At 61.0% G+C, this 25,029-nt stretch carries 21 protein-coding genes and 1 other RNA gene; 18 read left to right on the top strand and 4 right to left on the bottom strand.

The window, feature by feature from the left end; all coding sequences use genetic code 11:
• The first annotated feature begins 157 nt into the window (after window positions 1-157).
• From rsmI to lpxC, 18 genes are all read left to right on the top strand, one after another.
• On the top strand, window positions 158-1,063 hold the full coding sequence (gene rsmI / locus AD670_RS10570) for a 16S rRNA (cytidine(1402)-2'-O)-methyltransferase (protein ID WP_156338198.1): 906 nt from the start codon (window positions 158-160) through the stop codon (window positions 1,061-1,063).
• A 96-nt stretch (window positions 1,064-1,159) separates the two neighbouring features.
• Window positions 1,160-1,513, top strand: an RNA gene (gene rnpB / locus AD670_RS11680) — RNase P RNA component class A.
• Window positions 1,514-1,867: 354 nt separating this feature from the next.
• On the top strand, window positions 1,868-2,323 hold the full coding sequence (gene mraZ / locus AD670_RS10565) for a division/cell wall cluster transcriptional repressor MraZ (protein ID WP_003171868.1): 456 nt from the start codon (window positions 1,868-1,870) through the stop codon (window positions 2,321-2,323).
• Window positions 2,320-3,267 (top strand): 16S rRNA (cytosine(1402)-N(4))-methyltransferase RsmH, encoded by a 948-nt coding sequence (rsmH, locus tag AD670_RS10560; RefSeq protein ID WP_010213048.1) that lies wholly within the window; start codon window positions 2,320-2,322, stop codon window positions 3,265-3,267. The genes mraZ and rsmH overlap by 4 nt, the downstream gene beginning before the upstream one ends.
• Window positions 3,264-3,557 (top strand): cell division protein FtsL, encoded by a 294-nt coding sequence (gene ftsL, locus AD670_RS10555; protein ID WP_003216203.1) that lies wholly within the window; start codon window positions 3,264-3,266, stop codon window positions 3,555-3,557. The genes rsmH and ftsL overlap by 4 nt, the downstream gene beginning before the upstream one ends.
• On the top strand, window positions 3,557-5,299 hold the full coding sequence (locus AD670_RS10550; protein WP_164673122.1) for a penicillin-binding protein 2: 1,743 nt from the start codon (window positions 3,557-3,559) through the stop codon (window positions 5,297-5,299). The genes ftsL and AD670_RS10550 overlap by 1 nt, the downstream gene beginning before the upstream one ends.
• A complete protein-coding gene (locus AD670_RS10545) occupies window positions 5,299-6,762 on the top strand; it encodes a UDP-N-acetylmuramoyl-L-alanyl-D-glutamate--2,6-diaminopimelate ligase (protein WP_053131447.1) in 1,464 nt (487 codons plus the stop codon). The genes AD670_RS10550 and AD670_RS10545 overlap by 1 nt, the downstream gene beginning before the upstream one ends.
• A complete protein-coding gene (murF, locus tag AD670_RS10540; RefSeq protein ID WP_053131445.1) occupies window positions 6,755-8,125 on the top strand; it encodes a UDP-N-acetylmuramoyl-tripeptide--D-alanyl-D-alanine ligase in 1,371 nt (456 codons plus the stop codon). The genes AD670_RS10545 and murF overlap by 8 nt, the downstream gene beginning before the upstream one ends.
• Complete coding sequence (gene mraY, locus AD670_RS10535; protein ID WP_003171875.1) at window positions 8,125-9,207, top strand: phospho-N-acetylmuramoyl-pentapeptide-transferase; 1,083 nt, start codon at window positions 8,125-8,127, stop codon at window positions 9,205-9,207. Before murF ends, mraY begins: the two co-directional genes overlap by 1 nt.
• A gap of 6 nt (window positions 9,208-9,213) precedes the next feature.
• On the top strand, window positions 9,214-10,560 hold the full coding sequence (murD, locus tag AD670_RS10530; protein ID WP_053131442.1) for a UDP-N-acetylmuramoyl-L-alanine--D-glutamate ligase: 1,347 nt from the start codon (window positions 9,214-9,216) through the stop codon (window positions 10,558-10,560).
• Window positions 10,557-11,780, top strand: a complete 1,224-nt coding sequence (gene ftsW / locus AD670_RS10525) for a putative lipid II flippase FtsW (protein WP_053131437.1) — start codon at window positions 10,557-10,559, stop codon at window positions 11,778-11,780. The genes murD and ftsW overlap by 4 nt, the downstream gene beginning before the upstream one ends.
• A complete protein-coding gene (murG, locus tag AD670_RS10520) occupies window positions 11,770-12,840 on the top strand; it encodes an undecaprenyldiphospho-muramoylpentapeptide beta-N-acetylglucosaminyltransferase (RefSeq protein WP_053131434.1) in 1,071 nt (356 codons plus the stop codon). Before ftsW ends, murG begins: the two co-directional genes overlap by 11 nt.
• Complete coding sequence (gene murC / locus AD670_RS10515) at window positions 12,833-14,278, top strand: UDP-N-acetylmuramate--L-alanine ligase (RefSeq protein WP_053131431.1); 1,446 nt, start codon at window positions 12,833-12,835, stop codon at window positions 14,276-14,278. Before murG ends, murC begins: the two co-directional genes overlap by 8 nt.
• Window positions 14,275-15,231: a D-alanine--D-alanine ligase gene (locus AD670_RS10510; protein WP_053131428.1), complete on the top strand. Its 957-nt coding sequence runs from the start codon at window positions 14,275-14,277 to the stop codon at window positions 15,229-15,231. The genes murC and AD670_RS10510 overlap by 4 nt, the downstream gene beginning before the upstream one ends.
• Before the next feature lie 4 nt (window positions 15,232-15,235).
• Window positions 15,236-16,105 carry a cell division protein FtsQ/DivIB gene (locus AD670_RS10505; protein WP_016974963.1) on the top strand — a complete coding sequence of 290 codons (870 nt, stop codon included), beginning with the start codon at window positions 15,236-15,238 and terminating at the stop codon, window positions 16,103-16,105.
• A 15-nt stretch (window positions 16,106-16,120) separates the two neighbouring features.
• Window positions 16,121-17,383, top strand: coding sequence for a cell division protein FtsA (gene ftsA, locus AD670_RS10500; RefSeq protein WP_027604757.1), 1,263 nt, complete (start codon window positions 16,121-16,123; stop codon window positions 17,381-17,383).
• A 66-nt stretch (window positions 17,384-17,449) separates the two neighbouring features.
• Window positions 17,450-18,646, top strand: a complete 1,197-nt coding sequence (gene ftsZ, locus AD670_RS10495) for a cell division protein FtsZ (protein WP_053131424.1) — start codon at window positions 17,450-17,452, stop codon at window positions 18,644-18,646.
• Window positions 18,647-18,758: 112 nt separating this feature from the next.
• Window positions 18,759-19,670 (top strand): UDP-3-O-acyl-N-acetylglucosamine deacetylase, encoded by a 912-nt coding sequence (lpxC, locus tag AD670_RS10490; protein WP_003171886.1) that lies wholly within the window; start codon window positions 18,759-18,761, stop codon window positions 19,668-19,670.
• A 113-nt stretch (window positions 19,671-19,783) separates the two neighbouring features.
• Here the strand turns inward: lpxC and AD670_RS10485 are convergent, their stop codons facing one another.
• The 4 genes from AD670_RS10485 to AD670_RS10470 form a co-directional block, all read right to left on the bottom strand.
• Complete coding sequence (locus AD670_RS10485) at window positions 19,784-21,280, bottom strand: sensor domain-containing diguanylate cyclase (protein WP_053131422.1); 1,497 nt, start codon at window positions 21,278-21,280, stop codon at window positions 19,784-19,786.
• A gap of 85 nt (window positions 21,281-21,365) precedes the next feature.
• Complete coding sequence (locus tag AD670_RS10480; RefSeq protein ID WP_053131420.1) at window positions 21,366-22,694, bottom strand: OprD family porin; 1,329 nt, start codon at window positions 22,692-22,694, stop codon at window positions 21,366-21,368.
• A gap of 285 nt (window positions 22,695-22,979) precedes the next feature.
• Window positions 22,980-24,344, bottom strand: a complete 1,365-nt coding sequence (locus AD670_RS10475; protein WP_053131418.1) for a heavy metal sensor histidine kinase — start codon at window positions 24,342-24,344, stop codon at window positions 22,980-22,982.
• Window positions 24,334-25,026 carry a heavy metal response regulator transcription factor gene (locus AD670_RS10470; RefSeq protein ID WP_053131416.1) on the bottom strand — a complete coding sequence of 231 codons (693 nt, stop codon included), beginning with the start codon at window positions 25,024-25,026 and terminating at the stop codon, window positions 24,334-24,336. Before AD670_RS10470 ends, AD670_RS10475 begins: the two co-directional genes overlap by 11 nt.
• Window positions 25,027-25,029 lie beyond the last annotated feature (3 nt).

Genomic DNA, 25,029 nt, shown 5'->3' with positions numbered 1-25,029 from the left:
ATCAAATTAGCGTGGAATTGTACCCAAGCACTGGCCTAGGCGCGATGTTACTGGCGTGAAACCTTTGATTTAGGTCGTGCAAATGTTGCGATCAGCCAGAGACGGCTGAAAAGGCATCGGCCTTGATGGCATATTTTCGAAGCGCCTACGCGCTACAATGTGGCTTTTGCCAACCATCGAGGTGTGCGTTTTGACTGCTCCAGGTCCTTTGAATTCCACTGCAGGCTCGCTTTTTGTCGTGGCGACGCCCATTGGCAACCTGGACGACATCAGTGCCCGGGCGCTGAAAGTGTTGCGCGAGGTTAAATTGATCGCGGCGGAAGACACGCGGCACTCCCAACGTTTGATGCAGCATTTTGGTATCAGCACGCCATTGGCGGCTTGTCACGAACATAACGAGCGCGAAGAAGGCAGTCGCTTCATCGTCCGCTTGCTGGCTGGCGATGATGTGGCGCTGATCTCCGATGCAGGCACGCCGCTGATCTCCGATCCAGGCTATCACCTGGTCCGCCAGGCGCGGGCCGCTGGTATCAATGTAGTGCCTGTTCCGGGAGCCTGCGCGTTGATCGCTGCATTGTCGGCGGCGGGCCTGCCGTCGGATCGCTTTATTTTCGAGGGCTTCCTGCCCGCCAAGGCGGTCGGTCGTCGTGCGCGTCTTCAAGCACTAAAGGAGGAGCCGCGCACCCTGATCTTCTACGAAGCCCCCCATCGCATCCTTGAATGCCTGCAGGATATGGAGCTGGTCTTTGGTGGTGAGCGCTTGGCCCTGCTGGCCCGTGAGTTGACCAAAACCTTCGAAACCCTCAAGGGCCTGCCGCTGGAAGACCTGCGCGCTTTCGTTGAGGGTGACAGCAATCAGCAGCGCGGCGAGTGCGTGGTGTTGGTGGCTGGCTGGACTGCGCCGGAAAATGAAGACGCCGTAGGCAGCGAGGCCATGCGTATCCTGGACCTGCTGCTCAAGGAGATGCCCCTCAAGCGCGCTGCGGCGTTGGCGGCGGAGATTACCGGCGTACGCAAGAATGTGCTGTATCAAGTTGCGCTGGATAAACAGAAGGCCGAATAGTTCCGGGGTTAAACCGGTATTTCGTCCGAACGTGATGGCACTGCCGCACTTTTAATACTTGTCCTGAGGCCGCCGTGCCGTTAACCTGCGCGGCGGAGAGTCGATTGGACAGTCGCTGCCCTCTATGAAAATTAGGGGGGGGAGGAAAGTCCGGGCTCCATAGGGCGAAGTGCCAGGTAATGCCTGGGAGGCGTGAGCCTACGGAAAGTGCCACAGAAAATAACCGCCTAAGCGCTTCGGTGCCGGTAAGGGTGAAAAGGTGCGGTAAGAGCGCACCGCACGACTGGCAACAGTTCGTGGCTAGGTAAACCCCACTTGGAGCAAGACCAAATAGGGTCCCAAGGCGTGGCCCGCGCTGGGACCGGGTAGGTTGCTAAAGATGTCCAGTGATGGCCATCGTAGACGAATGACTGTTCAAGACAGAACCCGGCTTACAGATCGACTCTCCACCTTTTTCCTTCTGTCCGAATCTCGGGCAGGAAACCGGTAGTAACGCAAGAATCCCTCCCTGCCGAATCATTGGCAGATGCATCTTCGTAATACCAAAAAAATCTTACTCTTAATAAATTACTTTAACTTTGAGCTGTAGCTCTTTGAGCTATTTGTGCTTATCGAGCCAAAAATACCGCCTAACTCTGGTTTCTCCTCCTTTTACGCTCCTAAATCTCCGATCTGTAAGGCTTTTCCTTGAATCCGCGCCTTGACGGTGTGGTGGGCGCATTCCTATAGTGTGCGCAAGTGGCGGAAAGTGGCACAAAGTGGGTTTTTTGAACGTAAAACGCTAAAATTTGGAGAAACGCATCTGTGTTTCGCGGAGCTAACGCTATCAGTCTCGATGCAAAAGGCCGTCTCGCCATGCCGAGCCGGTATCGTGACGAGCTGATTTCGCGAAGTTCCGGGCAGTTGATCATCACCATTGATGCCGTTGACCCCTGTTTATGTGTTTACCCGCTCGATGAGTGGGAGTTGATTGAAACCAAGTTGCGCGCCCTGCCTTCATTGCGTGAAGAAAACCGCCGCCTGCAGCGTTTGCTGATTGGTAATGCCGTCGACCTCGAACTCGATGGCAGCGGTCGTTTCCTTGTGCCTCCGCGTTTGCGCGAGTACGCCAAGCTGGATAAGCGCGCAATGCTGGTCGGCCAACTGAACAAGTTCCAATTGTGGGACGAAGATGCCTGGGATGCTGTTTCTGCAGCTGACCTGGCTGCTATTCAACAACCGGGCGCTATGCCTGATGAACTGCGTGATTTGATCCTGTGACTATTGATAGCGGCTTTAACCACATCACCGTACTGCTTGACGAAGCCGTTGAGGCTCTCGCCGTACGCGCGGATGGCTGCTATTTGGATGGCACCTTCGGCAGGGGCGGGCATAGCCGGTTGATACTCAGCCAGCTCGGGCCCGACGGCAAACTCCTCGGGTTCGACAAAGACCCCCAAGCGATTGCCACCGGGCAAGCGCTAGCGGCCGAAGACGGCCGCTTTGTCGTTGTACAGCGCAGCTTTGCCGAGTTGGGTGCCGAAGTCGCCGAGCGCGGCATGGCGGGCAAGGTGGCCGGGGTCTTGCTCGACCTGGGCGTGTCTTCGCCACAGTTGGATGATCCGGAGCGCGGCTTCAGCTTCATGAACGACGGCCCCCTCGACATGCGCATGGACCCCACCCGTGGCGTCAGTGCTGCGCAGTTCATTGCCACCGCGCCGGTGGAAGAAATCGCTCGCGTATTCAAGGAATACGGTGAAGAACGCTTCGCCGGCCGCATGGCCCGTGCCGTGGTCGAGCGCCGTGAAATCCAGCCCTTCGAACGCACCGCCGACCTGGCCGAAGTGCTGAAAGTCGCCAACCCTGCATGGGAAAAAGGCAAGAACCCGGCCACCCGTGCGTTCCAGGGCCTGCGTATTCACGTCAACAACGAATTGGGCGACCTGGAGGCTGGTCTTGAGGCTGCCCTCGAGGCGCTGGAAGTGGGTGGCCGCCTGGTGGTGATCAGCTTCCACTCCCTGGAAGACCGTATCGTCAAGCTGTTCATGCGTCGCCTCGTCAAAGGTGAGTCAGACAACCTGCCGCGCAATCTGCCGGTACGTTTCGAAGCCTTTGTGCCGAAAATCAAAATCCATGGCAAAGCGCAGTTCGCTTCCGAAGCCGAACTCAAGGCCAACCCACGTTCCCGTAGCGCCGTCATGCGCGTCGCGGAGAAGCTGCGGTGAGCAAGCTTTTCGCCAAGCCCCTCCCGGGCGGCAGCTTCTTTATGTTGCTGCTGTTTGTCGGCGTGCTGGTGTCCGCGATTGCGGTGTCCTACAGCGCCCACTACAACCGCCAACTCCTCAATACCCTCTATGGGGAGTTGAGTGTGCGTGACAAAGCGCAGGCGGAGTGGGGCCGGTTGATCCTCGAGCAAAGCACCTGGACGGCCCATAGCCGCATCGAAGTGCTGGCCACTGAACAGCTGAAAATGCACATCCCGGGCGCGGCCGAAGTTCGCATGGTGGCGCCATGATGAAACTCGAAGGCGCCCTCTACCCATGGCGCTTCCGCCTGATGCTCGGCTTGCTGGCATTGATGGTCGGGGCGATTGCCTGGCGGATCATCGACCTGCAAGTGGTCGACCGTGACTTCCTGATCGGCCAGGGCGATGCCCGCAGCCTGCGTCATATCCCTATTCCTGCGCACCGCGGCCTGATCACCGACCGTAACGGCGAGCCGCTGGCCGTGAGTACGCCGGTGACCACCCTGTGGGCCAACGCCAAGGAGTTGCAGGTTGCCAAGGACAAGTGGCCACAACTGGCTGCCGCCCTGGGCCAGGACCCAAAGGCCTTGGCTGAGCGCCTTGAGGCCCAGGCAAATAAAGAATTTATCTACCTCGTTCGCGGCCTTACCCCCGAGCAAGGCCAGCAAGTGCTCGACCTTAAAGTCCCCGGTGTCTATGGCATCGAGGAGTTTCGACGTTTCTACCCGGCAGGTGAAACCACTGCCCATATGGTCGGCTTTACCGACATTGATGATCACGGTCGTGAAGGCGTGGAACTCGCCTACGATGAATGGCTCGCTGGGGTTCCCGGCAAGCGACAAGTCATCAAGGATCGGCGCGGCAGACTGATCAAGGATGTCCAGGTCACCAAAAACGCCAAGGCCGGCAAGCCCTTGGCGTTGTCGATTGATCTACGCCTGCAATACCTGGCCAACCGCGAGCTGCGTAATGCGATCATCGAGAACGGCGCCAAGGCCGGCAGCCTGGTGATCATGGACGTGAAGACCGGCGAGATCCTCGCCATGGTCAACCAGCCGACCTACAACCCTAACAACCGTCGCAACCTGCAACCGGCGATGATGCGTAACCGCGCGATGATCGACGTGTTCGAGCCGGGTTCGACCATGAAAGCCATCTCCATGAGTGCCGCCTTGGAAACCGGACGCTGGAAGCCCAGCGACAAGGTCGAGGTGTATCCGGGTACTTTGCAACTGGGCAAATACACCATTCGTGACGTGTCTCGTACTGAAGGTCCGGTATTGGATTTGACAGGTATCCTGATCAACTCCAGTAACGTGGGCATGAGTAAGGTCGCCTTCGATATCGGTGGCGAAACCATCTACCACCTGGCGCAGAAGATCGGCCTGGGGCAACCCACCGGTCTGGATTTCCCTGGTGAGCGCGTCGGTAATCTGCCCAACTACCGCGATTGGAAAAAAGCCGAGACCGCCACGCTTTCCTACGGCTACGGCCTGTCGGTGACCGCGATCCAGCTGGCCCATGCCTTCTCCGTGCTGGCCAACAATGGTCGCATGGTGCCGCTGAGCCTGATCCATGTGGATGAAGCGCCGAAAGCCACACAGGTGATCCCGGAAAACGTCGCCAAGACCATGCAAGGCATGCTGCAACAAGTGATCGAAGCACCGCGCGGGGTATTCCGTGCCCAGGTGCCGGCGTATCACGTGGCGGGCAAGTCCGGTACCGCGCGTAAAACGTCGGTCGGGACCAAAGGCTATGCCGAAAACTCCTACCGCTCGCTGTTCGCCGGCTTCGGTCCGATGAGCGACCCGCGCTACGCCATCGTTGTAGTGATCGATGAACCGAGCAAGGCCGGCTACTTCGGTGGTCTGGTCTCGGCGCCGGTATTCAGCAAAGTCATGTCCGGCACCTTGCGCCTGATGAACATCACGCCGGATAACCTGCCGCCGACCCAACAAGCGAACGCCGGACCACCGGCCGCAGCAGTAAAAGCCAATGGAGGGCGCGGCTGATGTCTCTTAGCCTGAACAAGATTTTTGCCCACGCCGGCCGCGATCTGCTGATTCGCGAGTTGACCCTGGACAGCCGTAACGTGCGTGCTGGCGACCTGTTCCTGGCGGTGCCGGGCGGCAAGTACGACGGCCGTGCGCACATCGCCGACGCTTTGCAGCGCGGCGCGGCGGCCGTGGCTTATGAAGTGGAAGGCGCCACCGTGCTGCCGATCACCGACGTCCCGCTGATTCCGGTCAAGGGGTTGGCCAAGCAGCTCTCCGATATAGCCGGGCGCTTTTATGGCGACCCGAGCCGCCACCTCAATCTGGTGGGCGTGACGGGCACCAACGGCAAGACCAGCGTGACCCAGTTGGTCGCTCAGGCCCTTGACCTGCTGGGCCAGCACTGCGGCATCGTCGGCACCTTGGGCACTGGCTTTTATGGCGCGCTGCAAAGCGGCCTGCATACCACGCCTAACCCTATCGCCGTGCAAGCGACCCTGGCCGACCTGAAAAAGGCCGGTGCCAAGGCGGTTGCCATGGAAGTCTCGTCCCACGGCCTGGACCAGGGGCGTGTCACCGCCCTGGCCTTTGATGTAGCGGTGATGACCAACCTGTCCCGCGATCACCTGGATTATCACGGCACCATGGAGGCGTACGCCGCCGCCAAGGCCAAGCTGTTTGCCTGGAATGACCTCAAGTGCCGGGTGGTCAACCTGGATGACGCCTTTGGCCGCCAACTGGCCGGCCAAGACGGCGAAGCGCGCCTGATCACCTACAGCCTGGAAGACTCCAGGGCGTACCTGTATTGCCGCGAAGCCCAATTCAATGACGAAGGCGTGCGTGCCACGCTGGTGACGCCTCAGGGCGAGCACCACTTGCGCAGCACCCTGCTCGGGCGTTTCAACCTGAGCAATGTGCTCGCCGCCATCGGCGCGTTGCTCGGCCTGGATTACGCCCTCGACGAAATCCTCAAGGTACTGCCGAAGCTGGAAGGCCCGGCCGGCCGCATGCAGCGCCTGGGTGGGGGGACTCAACCGCTGGTGGTGGTCGATTACGCCCATACCCCGGACGCGCTGGAAAAAGTCCTCGAAGCCCTGCGTCCTCATGCCAAGGGCAAGTTGCTCTGCCTGTTTGGTTGTGGCGGTGATCGCGATCGCGGCAAGCGTCCGTTGATGGCCGAGATCGTCGAGCGTCTGGCCGATGGTGTAGTGGTCACCGATGACAACCCGCGCAGCGAAGATCCGAGCCGGATTTTCGATGATATCCGCACCGGCTTCAAAGACGCCTCCAAGGCCACCTTCGTTGCTGGTCGCGGCGCGGCAATCGCCCAGTTGATCGCCAGTGCCAGTGCTGACGACGTGGTCGTGCTGGCCGGTAAGGGGCACGAGGATTACCAGGAGATCAATGGCGAGCGTCATGCCTTCTCCGATCTGGTCGAGGCCGATCACGCCTTGACCGCCTGGGAGGTCGCCCATGCTTAAGGCGATGACGTTCAGCGAACTGACCCAGGCCTTGTCGGCCCGCCTGCTGTCGAGCGATTGCAGCTTCAACGGCGTCAGCATCGACAGCCGGGCGATCAAGCCGGGGCAACTGTTTGTCGCCCTGGCCGGCCCGCGTTTCGACGGTCACGACTACCTGAATGAAGTCGCCGCCAAAGGCGCCGTAGGTGCCTTGGTACAGCGCGAAGTGGCCGAGTCAACCTTGCCGCAACTGCTGGTCGCCGATACCCGCCTGGCCCTCGGCCAACTGGGTGCGCTGAACCGCACCGCTTTCGATAAACCCGTTGCCGCCATCACTGGCTCCAGCGGCAAGACCACGGTCAAGGAACTGCTCGCCGGTGTCCTGCGTACGCGCGGTCCCGTGTTGGCGACCCGTGGCAACCTGAACAATGATTTCGGCGCTCCGCTGACCCTGCTCGAACTGGCCCCGGAACACACGGCGGCGGTGATCGAGCTGGGGGCTTCGCGCATCGGCGAAATCGCCTACACCGTGGCGCTGACCAAGCCCCACGTTGCGATTATCAACAATGCCGGTACTGCCCACGTTGGCGAGTTCGGCGGCCCGGAAAAAATCGTCGAAGCCAAGGGCGAAATCCTTGAAGGCCTCGATGCATCGGGCACCGCAGTATTGAACCTGGACGACAAGGCCTTCGAGACCTGGCGTGTACGCGCCGCCGGTCGCAAGGTCCTGACGTTTGCCGTGCTTAACGCAGCGGCTGATTTCCATGCATCCAACATCACCGTCGATGCCCGTGGCTGCCCGTCCTTCACTTTGCACACCCCGCAAGGTCACGAACACGTGCAACTGAATTTGTTGGGCAACCATAACGTCGCCAATGCCCTGGCCGCCGCCGCTGCCGCCCATGCCCTGGGCGTGTCGCTGTTCGGTATCGCCACCGGCCTGGGCGCGGTGCAACCGGTCAAGGGCCGCACCGTGGCGCAGTTGGCAACCAACGGCATGCGTGTGATTGATGACACCTACAACGCCAACCCATCGTCCATTAATGCCGCTGTAGACCTGCTCAAGGGTTTTGACGGTCGCAAGGTGCTGGTACTGGGTGATATCGGCGAATTGGGCGACTGGGCTGAACAAGGCCACCGTGAAGTCGGCGCGTATGCCGCAGGCAAAGTCGACGCCCTCTACGCCGTTGGCACGAACATGGCCCATGCGGTAAGCGCCTTCGGCCAAGGTGCGCGGCATTTCGCCACCCAGGCCGAGCTGATCCAGGCGCTGACTGCGGCCGAACAAGACAAACACACAACCATTTTGATCAAGGGATCGCGCAGCGCGGTGATGGAAAACGTCGTCGCGGCCTTGTGTGGCTCAAGTACGGAGAAACATTAATGCTGCTGCTGCTGGCTGAGTATCTGCAACAGTTCCACAAAGGCTTCGCGGTCTTTCAGTACCTGACCCTGCGCGGGATCCTGGGTGTGCTGACCGCGCTGTCTTTGTCGCTGTTTTTGGGGCCGTGGATGATCCGCACCCTGCAGAACCTGCAAATTGGTCAATCGGTTCGCAATGACGGCCCGCAGTCGCACCTGTCCAAGTCCGGCACTCCGACCATGGGCGGCGCGCTGATCCTGTCGTCCATCGGCATCAGCACCTTGCTGTGGGCCGACCTGCATAACCGCTACGTGTGGGTGGTGCTGCTGGTGACCCTGCTGTTCGGCGCCATCGGCTGGGTCGATGACTACCGCAAAGTGATCGAGAAGAACTCCAAGGGGCTGCCAAGCCGCTGGAAGTATTTCTGGCAGTCGGTGTTCGGCCTGGCCGCCGCGATCTTCCTTTACACCACCGCGCCAAGCGCGGTGGAAACGACCTTGATCATTCCGATGCTCAAGGACGCCAGTATTCCTCTGGGCATCGGCTTCGTGGTGCTGACCTACTTCGTGATCGTGGGCTCCAGCAACGCGGTGAACCTGACCGACGGCCTCGACGGCCTCGCGATCATGCCGACGGTGATGGTCGGCGGCGCGCTGGGTATCTTCTGCTACCTGTCGGGTAACGTGAAGTTCGCTGAATACCTGCTGATCCCCTACGTGCCGGGCGCGGGTGAACTGATCGTGTTCTGCGGCGCCTTGATCGGTGCCGGCCTGGGGTTCCTGTGGTTCAACACCTACCCCGCACAAGTCTTCATGGGTGACGTCGGCGCACTGGCGCTGGGCGCAGCCCTGGGCACCATCGCGGTGATCGTTCGCCAGGAAATCGTGTTGTTCATCATGGGCGGTGTGTTCGTGATGGAAACCCTGTCGGTGGTCATCCAGGTGGCGTCCTTCAAGTTGACCGGACGCCGCGTATTCCGCATGGCGCCGATTCACCACCACTTTGAACTCAAGGGCTGGCCTGAGCCGCGTGTGATTGTCCGTTTCTGGATCATCACCGTGATTCTGGTCCTGGTCGGCCTTGCCACCCTGAAACTGAGGTAGAAACGAGTGTCCCTGATCGCTTCAGACCACTTCCGCATCGTTGTCGGCCTCGGCAAGAGCGGCATGTCCCTGGTTCGCTTCCTGGCGAACCGGGGCACGTCGTTTGCCGTCGCCGATACGCGGGAAAATCCACCGGAGCTGGTCACGCTGCGCCGTGACTACCCGCACGTGGAAGTGCGTTGTGGCGAGCTGGATGTCGAGTTTCTGTGCCGCGCCGATGAGCTCTACGTGAGCCCCGGCCTGGCCTTGGCCACGCCGGCCCTGCAAGCCGCAGCGGCCCGTGGTGTGAAACTGTCCGGTGACATCGACCTGTTCGCGCGTAATGCGAAGGCGCCGATCTTGGCGATCAGCGGTTCCAACGCCAAAAGCACCGTGACCACCCTGGTCGGCGAGATGGCGATGGCGGCCGGCAAGCGCGTGGCCGTGGGCGGTAATCTCGGCACGCCAGCGCTGGACCTGCTCAGCGACGACATCGAGCTGTACGTGATGGAGCTGTCGAGCTTCCAACTGGAAACCACCCACGACCTGGGCGCTGAAGTGGCTACCGTATTGAACGTCAGCGAAGACCACATGGACCGCTACAGCGGCCTGCCGGCGTACCACCTGGCCAAGCACCGGATCTTCCGCGGCGCCAAGCAATTTGTGGTCAATCGCCAGGATGCGCTGAGCCGTCCGCTGATGGGCGAGGGCATGCCGTGCTGGACCTTCGGCCTGAGCAAACCCGACTTCAAGGCCTTCGGCATTCGTGAAGAGAATGGCGAGAAATACCTGGCCTTCGAATTCCAGAACCTGATGCCGGTGCGCGAGCTGAAAATCCGTGGCGCCCATAACCAGTCCAACGCCTTGGCCGCCTTGGCCTTGGGGCACGCCGTGGGCTTGCCGTTCGATGCCATGCTGTCGAGCCTGCGCACCTTCGGCGGCCTTGAGCATCGCTGCCAGTGGGTTCGCGACCTGGACGGTGTCAGCTATTACAACGACTCCAAGGCCACCAACGTGGGGGCTGCATTGGCCGCCATCGAAGGCCTGGGTGCCGATGTCGAAGGCAAACTGGTGCTGATCGCCGGTGGCGACGGCAAAGGTGCCGATTTCAAAGACCTCAAGGCACCGGTGGCTGCGCATTGCCGCGCCGTGGTGTTGATGGGCCGCGACTCCGATTTGATCGCCGCCGCGCTTGGCGACGCCGTGCCACAGGTGCGTGCCACCTCCCTGGACGACGCCATTGCCCAGTGCAAAGCCCTGGCTCAACCAGGCGACGCGGTACTGCTGTCGCCGGCGTGCGCCAGTTTCGACATGTTCAAGAACTACGAAGAGCGCGGCCAGTTGTTCGCCCGCGCCGTGGAGGGCTTGGCATGAGCATTGATTTCAGAAACATCATCAAGCCGTACCCGTCGCCGATCATCACCGGGCGCGGCATCGACCTGGATTTCCCGATGCTCGCCGGTTGCCTCGCGCTGCTGGGCCTGGGCCTGGTGATGATCACCTCAGCCTCTTCCGAAGTGGCCGCCGTGCAGTCGGGCAACACCCTGTACATGATGATCCGTCACCTGGTGTACCTGATCATCGGCTTGGGCACGTGCATCGTGACCATGATGATCCCGATTGCCACCTGGCAACGCCTGGGTTGGCTGATGCTGATCGGCGCGTTCGGCTTGCTGATCATGGTGATCCTGCCCGGCATTGGCCGCGAGGTGAACGGCTCGATGCGCTGGATCGGCTTCGGTGCGTTCAACGTGCAACCGTCGGAAATCGCCAAGGTGTTCGTGGTGATCTACCTGGCCGGTTACCTGGTGCGTCGCCAGAAAGAAGTGCGCGAAAGCTGGATGGGCTTCTTCAAGCCATTCATCGTGCTGCTGCCCATGGCCGGCCTTTTGCTGATGGAGCCTGACTTCGGTGCCACCGTCGTAATGATGGGCGCGGCGGCGGCGATGCTGTTCCTCGGCGGCGTGGGCTTGTTCCGCTTCAGCTTGATGGTGGTGCTCGCGGTGGCTGCCGTGACCATTCTGGTACAGGCGCAACCCTACCGGATGGCGCGTCTGATCACCTTTACCGACCCTTGGTCCGACCAGTTCGGCTCCGGCTATCAATTGACCCAGGCACTGATCGCCTTCGGTCGTGGCGAATGGTTGGGCGTAGGCCTGGGCAACAGCGTGCAGAAGCAGTTCTACCTGCCGGAAGCGCACACCGACTTCGTGTTCTCTGTACTCGCCGAAGAACTCGGCGTGGTCGGCTCGCTGTGCACCGTCGCGCTGTTCGTGTTCGTGTGTGTACGCGGCATGTACATCGGCTTGTGGGCCGAGAGGGCCAAACAGTATTTCGCCGCTTACGTGGCGTACGGCTTGTCGTTCCTGTGGATCGGCCAGTTCCTGATCAACATCGGGGTGAACGTCGGCCTGCTGCCGACCAAGGGCCTGACCTTGCCGTTCCTCAGTTATGGCGGTAGTTCGTTGGTGATCTGCTGCGCCTGTCTTGGCTTGTTGCTGCGCATCGAGTGGGAGAGTCGAACCCACCTGGGCAGCGAAGAGATGGAGTTCAGCGAAAGCGACTTCGCCGAGGAGCCGACCCATGGGCGCTAACGTGCTGATCATGGCGGGCGGCACCGGGGGCCACGTGTTCCCGGCCCTGGCGTGCGCGCGGGAATTCCAGAACCGTGGCTACACCGTGCACTGGCTGGGTACACCGCGCGGCATCGAAAACGAGTTGGTACCGAATGCCGGTCTGCCGTTGCATCTGATCAACGTCACGGGCCTGCGTGGCAAGGGCAAATTGTCCCTGCTCAAGGCACCGTTCGTGTTGCTCAAGGCAGTGTGGCAGGCGCGCAAGGTCATTCGTGAATTGCAGCCGGTATGTGTGCTCGGCTTCGGTGGTTATGTGACCGGCCCAGGTGGCGTCGCCGCCAGGCTTGCTGGCGTGCCGGTGATCGTGCACGAGCAGAACGCCGTGGCCGGTACCGCCAACCGTTTGCTGGTGCCGTTGGCTGCGCGGGTGTGCGAAGCGTTTCCCAACACCTTCAGCGTCTCGGATAAGCGCCGTACCACCGGCAACCCGGTGCGCACTGAGCTGTTTATGGACATCGCCCGTGAAGCACTCGCAGGGCGCAAGGCGCACCTGCTGATCCTGGGCGGAAGCCTGGGCGCCGAGCCATTGAACAAGTTGCTGCCGGAAGCCGTGGCGCAACTCCCTGTGGAATTGCGCCCGGAGATCTTCCACCAGGCCGGCAAGAACCACGATGAAGTCACCGCCACGCGTTATCGCGAAGCCGGTGTGGAGGCCAATGTGCAGCCCTTCATCAAAGACATGGCCCATGCCTATGGCTGGGCCGACCTGGTGGTCTGTCGCGCTGGTGCGCTGACCGTCAGTGAACTGGCCGCCGCCGGTCTGCCGTCCTTGCTGGTGCCTTTGCCCCACGCCATCGACGATCACCAGACCCGCAACGCCGAATATTTGGCCGGGGAGGGCGCTGCCTTCCTGCTGCCGCAAAGAACGACTGGCGCCGCCGATTTGGCCGCACGCCTGACCGAGGTTTTGATGCAACCGGAACGACTCAACAACATGGCGAGCACCGCAAGCCGCCTGGCCAAACCTGACGCAACCCGCACCGTGGTCGATATCTGCCTGGAGGTGGCTCATGGTTGAGAATCAGAAAGCCATGCCACAGCCGGAAATGCGCCGCATCCGTCGCATCCACTTCGTCGGTATCGGCGGCGTTGGCATGTGCGGTATCGCCGAAGTGCTGCTGAACCTGGGTTACCAGGTGTCTGGCTCGGACTTGAAAGAGTCGCCGGTCACCGAGCGCCTGAAGTCCTTTGGCGCGCAGATCTTTATCGGCCACCGCGCCGAGAACGCCGCCGAGGCCGACGTGCTGGTGGTGTCCAGCGCCGTGAACACCTCCAACCCGGAAGTGGCCACTGCCCTTGAGCGCCGCATTCCCGTGGTACCTCGCGCCGAGATGCTCGCCGAGTTGATGCGCTATCGCCACGGCATCGCCGTCGCCGGTACCCATGGCAAGACCACCACCACCAGCCTGATCGCCTCGGTGTTCGCCGCTGGTGGCCTGGACCCGACTTTCGTGATCGGTGGCCGTTTGAATGCAGCCGGCACCAATGCCCAGCTCGGCACCAGCCGTTACCTGATCGCCGAAGCCGATGAAAGCGATGCCAGCTTCCTGCACCTGCAACCGCTGGTCGCCGTAGTCACCAACATCGACGAAGACCACATGGCTACCTACGACGGTGACTTCAACAAGTTGAAGAAAACCTTCGTCGAGTTCCTGCACAACCTGCCGTTCTACGGTTTGGCCGTGGTGTGCCTGGACGACCCGGTGGTGCGTGAGATCCTGCCGCTGGTCAAGCGTCCGACCGTGACCTACGGTTTCAGCGAAGACGCCGACGTGCGCGCGATCAATGTGCGCCAGGAAGGCATGCAGACCTTCTTCACCGTGCTGCGTCCCGACCGTGAACCTCTGGATGTCTCGGTGAACATGCCGGGCAACCACAACGTATTGAACTCCCTGGCGACCATCTGCATCGCCTCCGATGAAGGCGTCAGCGATGAAGCCATTGTCGAGGGTCTGTCGCGCTTTGCCGGTGTCGGCCGGCGCTTCCAGGTCTACGGCCAGCTGCCGGTGGAAGGTGGTGACGTGATGCTGGTGGATGACTATGGTCACCACCCGACCGAAGTCGCTGCCGTGATCAAGGCCGTGCGCGGTGGTTGGCCTGAGCGCCGCCTGGTGATGGTCTACCAGCCGCACCGCTACAGCCGTACCCGCGACCTGTACGACGACTTCGTCAATGTATTGGCCGATGCCAACGTATTGCTGCTGATGGAGGTCTACCCGGCGGGCGAAGAGCCTATCCCGGGCGCCGACAGCCGCAAACTGTGCAACAGCATCCGCCAGCGTGGCCAGTTGGACCCGATCTACATCGAGCGTGGTGTGGACCTGGCACCTATCGTCAAGCCGCTGTTGCGGGCTGGTGACATTTTGCTGTGCCAGGGCGCCGGTGATATCGGTGGCCTTGCCCCTAAATTATTGGCGAGCCCACTGTTTGCCGCCGAGAAGGGGACGTCGAAATGACCACTGACTACGGCTCCCTGTTTTCGACAATCGCGCCAGCCGACTTCGGCCGCGTAGCAGTGCTGTTCGGCGGCAAGAGCGCCGAGCGCGAAGTGTCGCTCAAGTCCGGCAATGCCGTGCTCGAAGCGCTGCAAAGCGCCGGTGTGAATGCGTTCGGGATCGACGTGGGCGATGACTTTCTCGCCCGCCTGCAGGCCGAGAAAATCGACCGTGCCTTTATCATCCTGCACGGCCGTGGCGGCGAAGATGGCAGCATGCAAGGCCTGCTGGAATGCGCTGGCATTCCTTATACCGGCAGCGGCATCCTCGCTTCGGCACTGGCCATGGACAAGTTGCGCACCAAGCAGGTGTGGCACAGCCTGGGCATTCCAACACCGCGTCACAGTGTCCTGTGCAGCGAAGACGATTGTATTTCTGCAGCCAAGGAACTGGGCCTGCCTTTGATCGTCAAACCAGCCCATGAAGGCTCCAGTATCGGCATGGCTAAAGTGAACTCGGCCGCCGAATTGATCGACGCATGGAAAGCGGCAAGTACCTACGATTCGCAAGTGTTGGTGGAACAGTGGATCCAAGGTCCCGAGTACACCATCGCCACCCTGCGTGGCCAGGTATTGCCGCCTATCGCATTGGGCACGCCCCACACCTTTTACGACTACGACGCCAAGTACCTGGCCTCCGATACCCAGTATCGGGTCCCATGCGGCCTTGACGCAGCCAAGGAACAGGAATTGATGGACCTCACGGCAAAAGCCTGTGAGGCGCTGGGTATTGCCGGTTGGGCGCGGGCAGACGTGATGCAGGATGACCAAGGGAATTTCTGGTTCCTTGAAGTCAACACTGCACCGGGCATGACCGACCACAGCCTGGTACCTATGGCCGCTCGCGCAGCCGGCCTGGATTTCCAGCAGTTGGTGCTGGCAATTCTGGCCGCCAGCATTGAGCCAAGAGGCTAAGGACATGAAAGGCGCATCGCTTCGTCATCAGCCCCCACAAGCACCGAGCCGCAAGCCGGTGCCACGGGGTGCCAGTCGAATGGTGGCTAAAGAGCCGATGTCGGCGCGCCTGCCGAAAGCCAACTTTGGTTTCCTCAAGGCGCTGTTCTGGCCGGTGTTGCTGGTGGTGTTGGGCTTCGGCACTTACGAAGGCGCGCAGCGTCTATTGCCGTATGCCGACCGGCCGATCACCAAGATCAGCGTGCAGGGCGACTTGAGCTACATCAGCCAGCAAGCGGTGCAGCAGCGTATCGGCCCGTACCTGGCCGCGAGCTTCTTCACCATTGACCTGGCCGGTATGCGCGCAGAGCTGGAACAGATGCCGTGGATCGCCCACGCCGAAGTCCGCCGCGTCTGGCCGGACCAGGTGACGATCCGCCTGGAAGAACAACTGCCCGTGGCCCGTTGGGGCGATGAGGCGCTGTTGAACAACCAGGGCCAGGCGTTCACCCCGCGTGAACTGGCCAACTACGAGCACCTGCCGCAGTTGTTCGGGCCGCAGCGGGCGCAGCAGCAAGTGATGCAGCAGTACCAGGCCCTGAGCCAGATGCTGCGGCCTATGGGCTTCTCCATTGCACGCCTGGAATTGCGTGAACGGGGTAGCTGGTTTTTGACGACCGGGGCAGGCAGTTCCGGCCCGGGCATCCAGTTGTTGCTGGGACGCGACCGCTTGGTGGAAAAGATGCGCCGCTTCATCGCCATCTATGACAAGACCTTGAAAGAACAGATTACGAACATTGCGAGCGTCGACCTGCGTTACGCCAACGGCCTTGCCGTCGGCTGGCGTGAACCGGCTGCGCCCACGGCAGCGCAACCCGCTGTCGCGAAGAATTAAGAAGAGGCAGGACCCATGGCAAACGTGCAAAGCGGCAAAATGATCGTCGGTCTCGATATCGGCACCTCCAAGGTGGTGGCGCTGGTGGGTGAGGTCGGGGAAGACGGCACGATCGAAATCGTCGGTATTGGCACGCATCCGTCCCGGGGCCTGAAGAAGGGCGTGGTGGTCAACATCGAGTCCACCGTGCAATCGATCCAGCGCGCCATTGAAGAGGCGCAACTGATGGCCGGTTGCCGGATTCACTCGGCGTTCGTTGGCGTGGCGGGCAACCATATCCGCAGCCTGAACTCCCACGGCATCGTGGCGATCCGCGACCGTGAAGTCAGCGCGGCCGACCTTGAGCGCGTCCTCGACGCTGCCCAGGCCGTGGCGATCCCGGCTGACCAGCGCGTACTGCACACCCTGCCGCAGGACTATGTGATCGATAACCAGGAAGGCGTTCGCGAGCCCCTGGGCATGTCGGGCGTGCGCCTGGAAGCCAAGGTCCACGTGGTGACCTGCGCCGTCAACGCTGCACAGAACATTGAAAAATGCGTGCGCCGCTGCGGTCTGGAAATCGACGACATCATTCTCGAGCAGCTTGCCTCCGCGTATTCGGTACTGACCGACGACGAAAAAGAACTGGGCGTGTGCCTGGTGGACATCGGCGGCGGCACCACCGATATCGCGATCTTCACCGAGGGTGCGATCCGTCACACCGCCGTGATCCCGATTGCCGGCGACCAGGTCACCAACGACATCGCCATGGCGCTGCGTACACCGACCCAGTACGCCGAAGAAATCAAGATCCGCTACGCCTGCGCCCTGGCCAAGCTGGCCGGTGCCGGTGAAACCATCAAGGTGCCAAGCGTGGGCGACCGTCCACCGCGTGAGCTGTCGCGCCAGGCCCTGGCCGAAGTGGTCGAGCCGCGCTACGACGAACTGTTCACCCTGATCCAGGCTGAACTGCGTCGCAGCGGCTACGAAGATTTGATCCCGGCCGGCATCGTGCTGACCGGTGGCACCTCGAAGATGGAAGGCGCGGTCGAACTGGCCGAGGAAATCTTCCACATGCCGGTACGCCTGGGGGTTCCCCATGGCGTCAAAGGCCTGGGCGACGTGGTACGCAACCCGATTTATTCCACCGGTGTGGGCTTGCTGTTGTACGGGCTGCAAAAGCAGACCGACGGCATTTCCCTGTCGGGCCCGAGCAACCGTGACAGCTACCGCAGCGACGACGAGGCCAAGGCGCCGTTGTTCGAGCGGTTGCAGGCTTGGGTTAAAGGCAATTTCTAAAGATTTACCGCAACACCGTTTCAAGTAGTAGGCGAAAAAACTAGAGAAAACGAAAGGAGAGGGAACATGTTCGAACTCGTAGACAACATCCCCGCCAGCCCGGTCATTAAAGTGATCGGTGTCGGCGGTGGCGGCGGCAACGCTGTCAACCATATGGTCAAGAGCAACATTGAAGGCGTTGAATTCATCTGCGCCAACACTGATGCCCAGGCGCTGAAAAGCATCGGCGCGCGGACCATCCTGCAATTGGGCACAGCCGTGACCAAGGGCCTCGGCGCTGGCGCCAATCCGGAAGTCGGCCGTCAAGCCGCCCTGGAAGACCGCGAGCGTATTGCTGAAGTGCTGCAGGGCACCAACATGGTGTTCATCACCACTGGCATGGGCGGCGGTACCGGTACCGGTGCTGCGCCAATCATTGCCGAAGTGGCCAAGGAAATGGGGATCCTGACGGTCGCAGTCGTGACCCGTCCGTTCCCGTTCGAAGGTCGCAAGCGTATGCAGATCGCCGACGAAGGCATCCGTCTGCTGTCTGAAAGCGTCGACTCGTTGATCACCATCCCCAACGAGAAGCTGCTGACCATCCTGGGCAAGGACGCGAGCCTGCTGTCCGCATTCGCCAAGGCTGACGATGTACTGGCCGGTGCCGTTCGCGGTATCTCCGACATCATCAAGCGCCCAGGCATGATCAACGTCGACTTTGCCGACGTACGTACTGTCATGAGCGAAATGGGCATGGCGATGATGGGCACTGGCTGCGCCAGCGGTCCGAACCGTGCACGCGAAGCCACCGAAGCGGCCATCCGCAACCCGTTGCTGGAAGACGTAAACCTGCAAGGCGCACGCGGCATCCTGGTGAACATCACCGCCGGTCCTGACCTGTCCCTGGGTGAGTACTCCGACGTGGGTAGCATCATCGAAGCCTTCGCTTCCGAGCACGCCATGGTCAAAGTCGGTACCGTTATCGATCCGGACATGCGCGACGAACTGCACGTGACCGTGGTTGCTACCGGCCTGGGCGCAAAAATCGAGAAGCCTGTGAAGGTCATCGACAATACCGTTCATACCAGCCACGCCAGCCAAGCGGCTGCCGCTCCAGCGCCTTCGCGCCAGGAACTGCCGTCGGTGAACTACCGTGACCTGGACCGTCCGACCGTGATGCGCAACCAGGCTCAGGCCGGTGCTGCGGCGTCCCGTAGCCCGAATCCGCAAGATGATCTGGACTACCTGGACATCCCGGCATTCCTGCGTCGTCAGGCCGATTAATGGAATGTATCAGGGCTATGAAGGTGATTGGTGTTCAGCAAAGGTCTGGTCTGCTATTATCGCCAGCCTTTGTTGATACCAGTTCGCAATTTGCGCTGAAGCGGTCCAAGCCATGATTAAACAACGCACCCTGAAGAATATTATTCGTGCCACAGGTGTAGGTCTGCACTCCGGGGAGAAGGTATACCTGACCCTCAAGCCTGCACCTGTCGACACCGGCATCGTGTTTGTGCGTGCCGACCTGGACCCTGTGGTGCAGATTCCTGCTCGCGCGGAAAATGTTGGCGAAACCACGATGTCGACCACGTTGGTCAACGGTGACGTCAAAGTGGACACGGTGGAGCACTTGCTCTCGGCCATGGCCGGTTTGGGCATCGATAACGCCTACGTCGAGCTCTCCGCGTCCGAAGTCCCGATCATGGATGGCAGCGCTGGACCCTTCGTATTCTTGATTCAATCTGCCGGCCTGGAAGAACAGGACGCAGCCAAGAAGTTCATACGCATTCTGCGGGAAGTGACAGTAGAAGACGGCGACAAGCGCGCCACCTTCGTCCCGTTCGAAGGCTTTAAAGTGAGCTTTGAGATCGATTTCGATCACCCGGTATTCCGTGACCGCACCCAAAGTGCAAGCGTGGATTTTTCCAGCACTTCGTTTGTAAAAGAAGTCAGCCGCGCCCGTACCTTTGGTTTCATGAGTGACATCGAGTACCTGCGCAAGCACAACCTCGCACTCGGCGGCAGCGTTGAAAACGCCATTGTGGTCGACGCGGATGGTGTACTGAACGAAGACGGCCTTCGCTATGAAGACGAATTCGTGAAGCACAAGATCCTCGATGCAATCGGTGACCTCTACCTGCTGGGCAATAGCCTGATAGGCGAGTTCAAAGGCTTCAAGTCGGGCCACGCCCTTAACAACCAGCTGCTGCGCAAGTTGATTGAGCAGACAGACGCTTGGGAAGTCGTGACCTTCGAAGATGCCAGCACCGCACCGATCTCTTACATGCGTCCCGTTGCGGCGGTGTAAGTAACAACTCTCTTTCTTTAGTTTTTAAAGGCTGCCTTCGGGTGGCCTTTTTTTATGCCTCCGGGCCAGACACTGCGAATGACGAGCGAGCTCGCCACATGAGTCCGCTGGCCTCATGGCAACGTCGTGGCATCCACAATCCGATTGCGCCCGGTGTGCTTGGCCTCATACAACGCCTGGTCCGCACTGAGCAGCAATGCCTCCAGGGGCATGCGACTGCGTTTGTCCCACGTGCTCATGCCGATGCTCACGGTGATCGGCCGCTCATCCCCGGCCACCCGTGGCAAGTGTTCTACGCTGCTGCGGATATGCTCGGCAATGACCCAGGCGCCCTTGGTGTCCGTATGGGGCAGCACCACCGCGAACTCTTCGCCGCCATAACGCGCCGCGAGGTCAGCCGGGCGACGGATATTGGCGCCGATTACCTGCGCCACGGTGCGCAGTGCGGCGTCGCCACCGTGATGGCCGTGGCGGTCGTTGAAGGCCTTGAAGTGATCCACGTCGATCATCAGCACGGTCAGTGGTTCGACCGAGCGTTGCGCGCGGTCCCATTCAAGGCGCAGGCGTTCGTCGAGGATGCGGCGGTTGGGCAAGCCGGTCAGAGCGTCGGTGGCTGCCAGTTCTGACAGCACGCGCTCCGCGCGATAACGGCGCCGCAGTTCGCGGCGCAGCATCCAGGTCAGCCATAACAAACCGATACACAGGATGCCAGTGGCGCCACTGGTCAGCAGAGCGGCGCGTTTCCAAGGAGCGAATACATCTTGGCTGGACAGTGCCACCACCACAATCAGCGGTAGCTCACCCACATTGGTGAAGGTGTACAGGCGCTCCTTGCCGCTGATGGCGGAGATGGCCTGGAAGGTGCCACTGCCTTCACGCAGTATTCTCTTGAAGTTCGGTCGCTCGCTCAGGTCCTTGTCGATCATGTCGCTTTCGAGCAGCGGCTGTTGGGCTAATAAAAAGCCTTTGTTATTAAGCAGGTTGACGCTGCTGCCGTTGCCGATGGTCACGGTGTTGAACAACTGGTCGAAATACGCCAGGCGCATGGTCGCGACCGCAACGCCAGCAAACTCACCATTGGGCCCCGACACTCGTCGACTGAATGCCATGCGCCAGAGCTGGTCGCAGTTGCAATGAATCTTGAACGGTCGGCTGATAAACAAGCCGGCCTGGGCGTCCTTGGCATGCATCTGAAAGTAATCGCGGTTGGCAAAATTGCGCGGGGTCGGTTGAAGGGTCGAAGAGTCGGCGATCACCGCGCCATTGGCATCCAACAACAGCACTTCACCTTTGAAAGGCGCGGCGGTGGAGAGGTCAAACTGCACCAGGTGCTGGATATTCGCGGAAACCTGGGACAGGTCATCGCGTTGCCTGGCAGCAATCAACCCCTTGAGGGCCAGGTCGTAGAGTTCGACGTTGCGCAGCACGTCGGCATTGATCAACTGCGCAATATTGGTGGTTGAGCGCGTCGCGGCCTGCAGGGTGCTGGCGTGTTCGCGGATCAGCAACGCCGCGACGATGACCACGATGAGGGCGACAGTGAGGCCACTGCCCAGAATCAGTAATAGCTCTGGGCGTGCCGGTAAGCTTCGAACGCGGGGTGGACTCATCGGGCAAACTTCAGCGGGGCAGTACTGGCAGTTTAGTTCTACCCGATGAAAATTAAATACTCGGTCAAAAAGAAAGATCCGCGTGTCAGAACACGTTGATCGGGTAGTCGACGATCACCCGGTATTCATCCACATCCCGATCCACCGCCGAGTAGCCATTGCTGCCGCGATTGGTCGCCCATTGCAGGCGCACCGCCAAGTCCTTGGCCTTGCCACCTTGCACCACATACTTCAAATCGATATCCCGTTCCCAGTGCTTGGCGTCCTTGCCGTCAGCGCTGTACCAGGCACTGTAGCCACGGCTTTGCGGGTCGACTTTGGTCAGATCGGTCTTACCGCTGATGTAGGACACCGCCGAGGTCAGGCCGGGCATGCCGAGGCCCGCGAAGTCGTAGGCGTACTTGAGCTTCCACGAGCGCTCGTTGGGGCCGTTGAAGTCCGAGTATTGCTGGGAGTTATCCAGGTACACGCTGTCGCCCTGGCTGATGTAGTCGAACGGCGTGTTGCCGTTGACCCGCTGGTACGCGGCGGTGACGCTGTGGTGACCCACGGCTACGGTGAAATGCAGGCTGTAGGTGTTGTTGTCGATATCACCGAGCAGCGACTGGCCGGTGTCCTGGGTGTGGTAGTAGTGCAGGCCGGGATTGAGGCTGACCAAGTCGTTCAGCGCGTACGTGTAGTCCAGGTCGTAGTAGTACTGGTGCCACACGTCCTTGAGTTCGGAGGCGTACAGGTTGCTGGTGACACCAGGGATGCCGCTGAACGACACGCCGGCCCAATTCATGTGCTGGCTGTCAGCGTTGCTCGGCAATGCGCCGTAGCTGGTGCCGATGCGTCGGTGGCCGCTCTGGTTGTAGAGCTTGGTGAAGCTGGCCTGGCCGCCTTCGAGCATCCAGCCGTCGAAGCTGTGGTTAGTCAGGCTCACACCCCGGAAGGTCTGCGGCAGCATGCGCGTCATGCCGCCAGCGATCACCGGGTTGTTGAGGAACAGGTCACCGGCCTTCAACTCGGTGTCGAAGGCGCGCATCTTCAAGGTGCCCCCTGCGGTGGAAAACGAACCGGGCGCTTTGCCGCTGCCGTCAGCACTGCCGTAGGGAAGGATGCTGGAACCGTCGGTGCCGCCACCGCCGTCGAGCTTGAGCCCGAGCATGGCGTGGACGTCCAGGCCGAAGCCGACGGTGCCCTGGGTGTAGCCGGATTCGAAGGTGCCAATAAAACCTTGGCCCCATTCCTTGCTGTCATCGGTGTGGAGGTCGCGACGGTCGCGGTTCATGTAGTAGTTGCGGGTGTTGATGTTGAGGTGCGCGCCTTCGACGAATCCGTCGGCGGGGGTGGTGTCTGCCGCGTGGGCAAGGGGAACGATCGTTGCTGCAATCGCGAGGAATAACGGGGTGAACGTCAGCGAGTTCTTCACCGGTAGAGCTCCTTTGGTCAATCGAAAACGGCCAATGTCATGGGGTGTGCCTGGCCTTTTTTACGGCAAAAAAAAGCCGCTGAAGTCAGCGGCTTTAAGACAGATTCCCAGTGTAGAGCCCTGGAAATAAGTCGAGGGAAATTCGGGTAAGCGGGCAGCTGCCTTTGCCGTCGCGCTCATCGATGCGTCAAAGTAACGCAGGCGAGCGGTGCGATACAGAGTGTAACAAGATAATGACTGTTGCCCAAATCGCAACAGTGATGGCGGCGCCCATGTGGGAGGTGTCTAGACCGGCAGGATCATGCCAAAGGTATTGCCACTGCCGTCGCTGCGCACGAACACATCGCCGCCATGCATCAGCGCAATTGCCTTGACGATCGCCAGGCCCAAACCGTGGTTCGCCCCGCTGTTGCTGCGCGACGCGTCCACCCGATAGAAGCGTTCGAACAAGCGTGGCAGGTGTTCGCTGGCAATCACATCGCCAGGGTTGGTCACGCCGATGGCTACCTGATGCTCCAGCACATCAATTTTCACGTCGATCACCTGCCCGGGCGCGGTGTGCTGCACGGCATTGCTCAACAGATTGATCAGGGCGCGGCGCAGGTGGGCTTTTTCAATCTGCACCTGGGCGTCACCATGAACCTGCACCCGGACCTGGGCGTCTTCGAGGATAAAGTCCAGGTAGTCGAGGGTGGTGGCGACCTCGTCGGCCAGGGAGCTTTCGATCAGCTTGGTGGCCTTGCTGCCCTGGTCGGCGCTGGCGAGGAACAGCATGTCGTTGATGATCGAACGCAGGCGCTCCAGCTCTTCGAGATTGGATTGCAGCACCTCGAAGTAATGCTCGGCTGAACGCCCGCGTGTCAGGGCAACCTGGGTCTGGCCGATCAGGTTGGTCAACGGCGAGCGCAGTTCGTGGGCGACGTCGGCGTTGAACGACTCCAGGCGCGAGTAGGCCTGCTCTACGCGGTCGAGGGTGGCGTTGAACGAGTTGACGAACTGACTCAGCTCCGGTGGCAGTGGTGACAGTTGCAGGCGCCCGGAGAGCTTCGGCGGGGCCAGTTTCTGTGCCTCCTCCGACAGCTTGCTCAGCGGCTTGAGGCCGATGCGCGACACCCAGAAACCCAGCAGCGCGGCCAGCACTACGCCGACCAGCGCCAGGCTGACCAGCGCCACCAGCAAATGGTGCTGGGTGGCGCGAAAGTTTTCGGTGTCGATGGCGATCATGAAGCGCAGCGGCGGGCGTTGCTCCTTGGCCGGGAACTGGCTCACCAGCACTTTGAACGGGTAGGCGTGGCCGGGCAGGTGCAGGTCTCGCTTGCCCGTGGGCCCCTCGGCAAAGGCACGCAGCTGCGCGTCCGGGTTGCCATATTCGTAGTCCGGGTCGCTGCTCACCACCCAGAAACGGATGCGTTTGTCTTCCTCCGCCAACAGTTTGAGCTTGGCCTTGATTTTCACCCAATGGTCCGGCGTACCGAAGCGGTTCACCGACGATTCGAGCACGCTGTAGCGCGCGTCCAACTCTGCCCCCGGCAACAAGCCCAGGCCGCGATCGACCTGCTGGTACAGCGCGCCGCCGATCAACAGGAAGATCAGCAAGGCTACCAGGGTGAACATGCCGCTCAGGCGCAGGGCGATGGAGTTAGCCGCCACTTTGGTTCTCCAGCATGCGGTTCTCCAGCACATAGCCCATGCCACGAATGGTGTGCAGCAGCTTGTGTTCGAACGGCCCGTCCAGCTTGGCGCGCAGGCGCTTGATCGCCACCTCGACGACGTTGGCGTCGCTGTCGAAATTGATGTCCCAGACCATTTCTGCAATCGAGGTCTTGGAGAGAATCTCGCCCTGGCGCCGCGCCAATACGCTGAGCAACGAGAACTCCTTGGCGGTGAGGTCCAGGCGCAGGCCGTTGCGGCTGGCTTTGCGGCTGATCAGGTCGATCCACAGGTCGGCGACCGTGACCTGCACCGGTTCATGGCCGCCGCTGCGGCGGGTCAGGGCTTGCAGGCGCGCCACCAGTTCCAGGAACGAAAACGGTTTGCCCAGGTAGTCGTCGGCGCCTTCGCGCAGGCCGCGAATGCGGTCTTCCACGCGCTCGCGGGCGGTGAGCATGATCACCGGCGTCTGCTTGCGCGCCCGCAACGCCCGCAGCACGCCAAAGCCATCGAGGCCGGGCAGCATCACGTCGAGCACGATCACCGCGTAATCGTTCTCCAGCGCCAGGTGCAGGCCCTCGACGCCCTCGCGTGCTACGTCGACGGTGTAGCCTTGCTCCGTCAGGCCACGGTGCAGGTAGTCGGCGGTTTTCTCTTCATCTTCAACAATCAGTACGCGCATGAG

The sequence above is a fragment of the Pseudomonas sp. MIACH genome, assembly GCF_001269925.1.
In the GTDB taxonomy this organism is placed as follows: Bacteria; Pseudomonadota; Gammaproteobacteria; order Pseudomonadales; family Pseudomonadaceae; genus Aquipseudomonas.
This window is presented reverse-complemented; position numbering and strand designations above follow the sequence as displayed.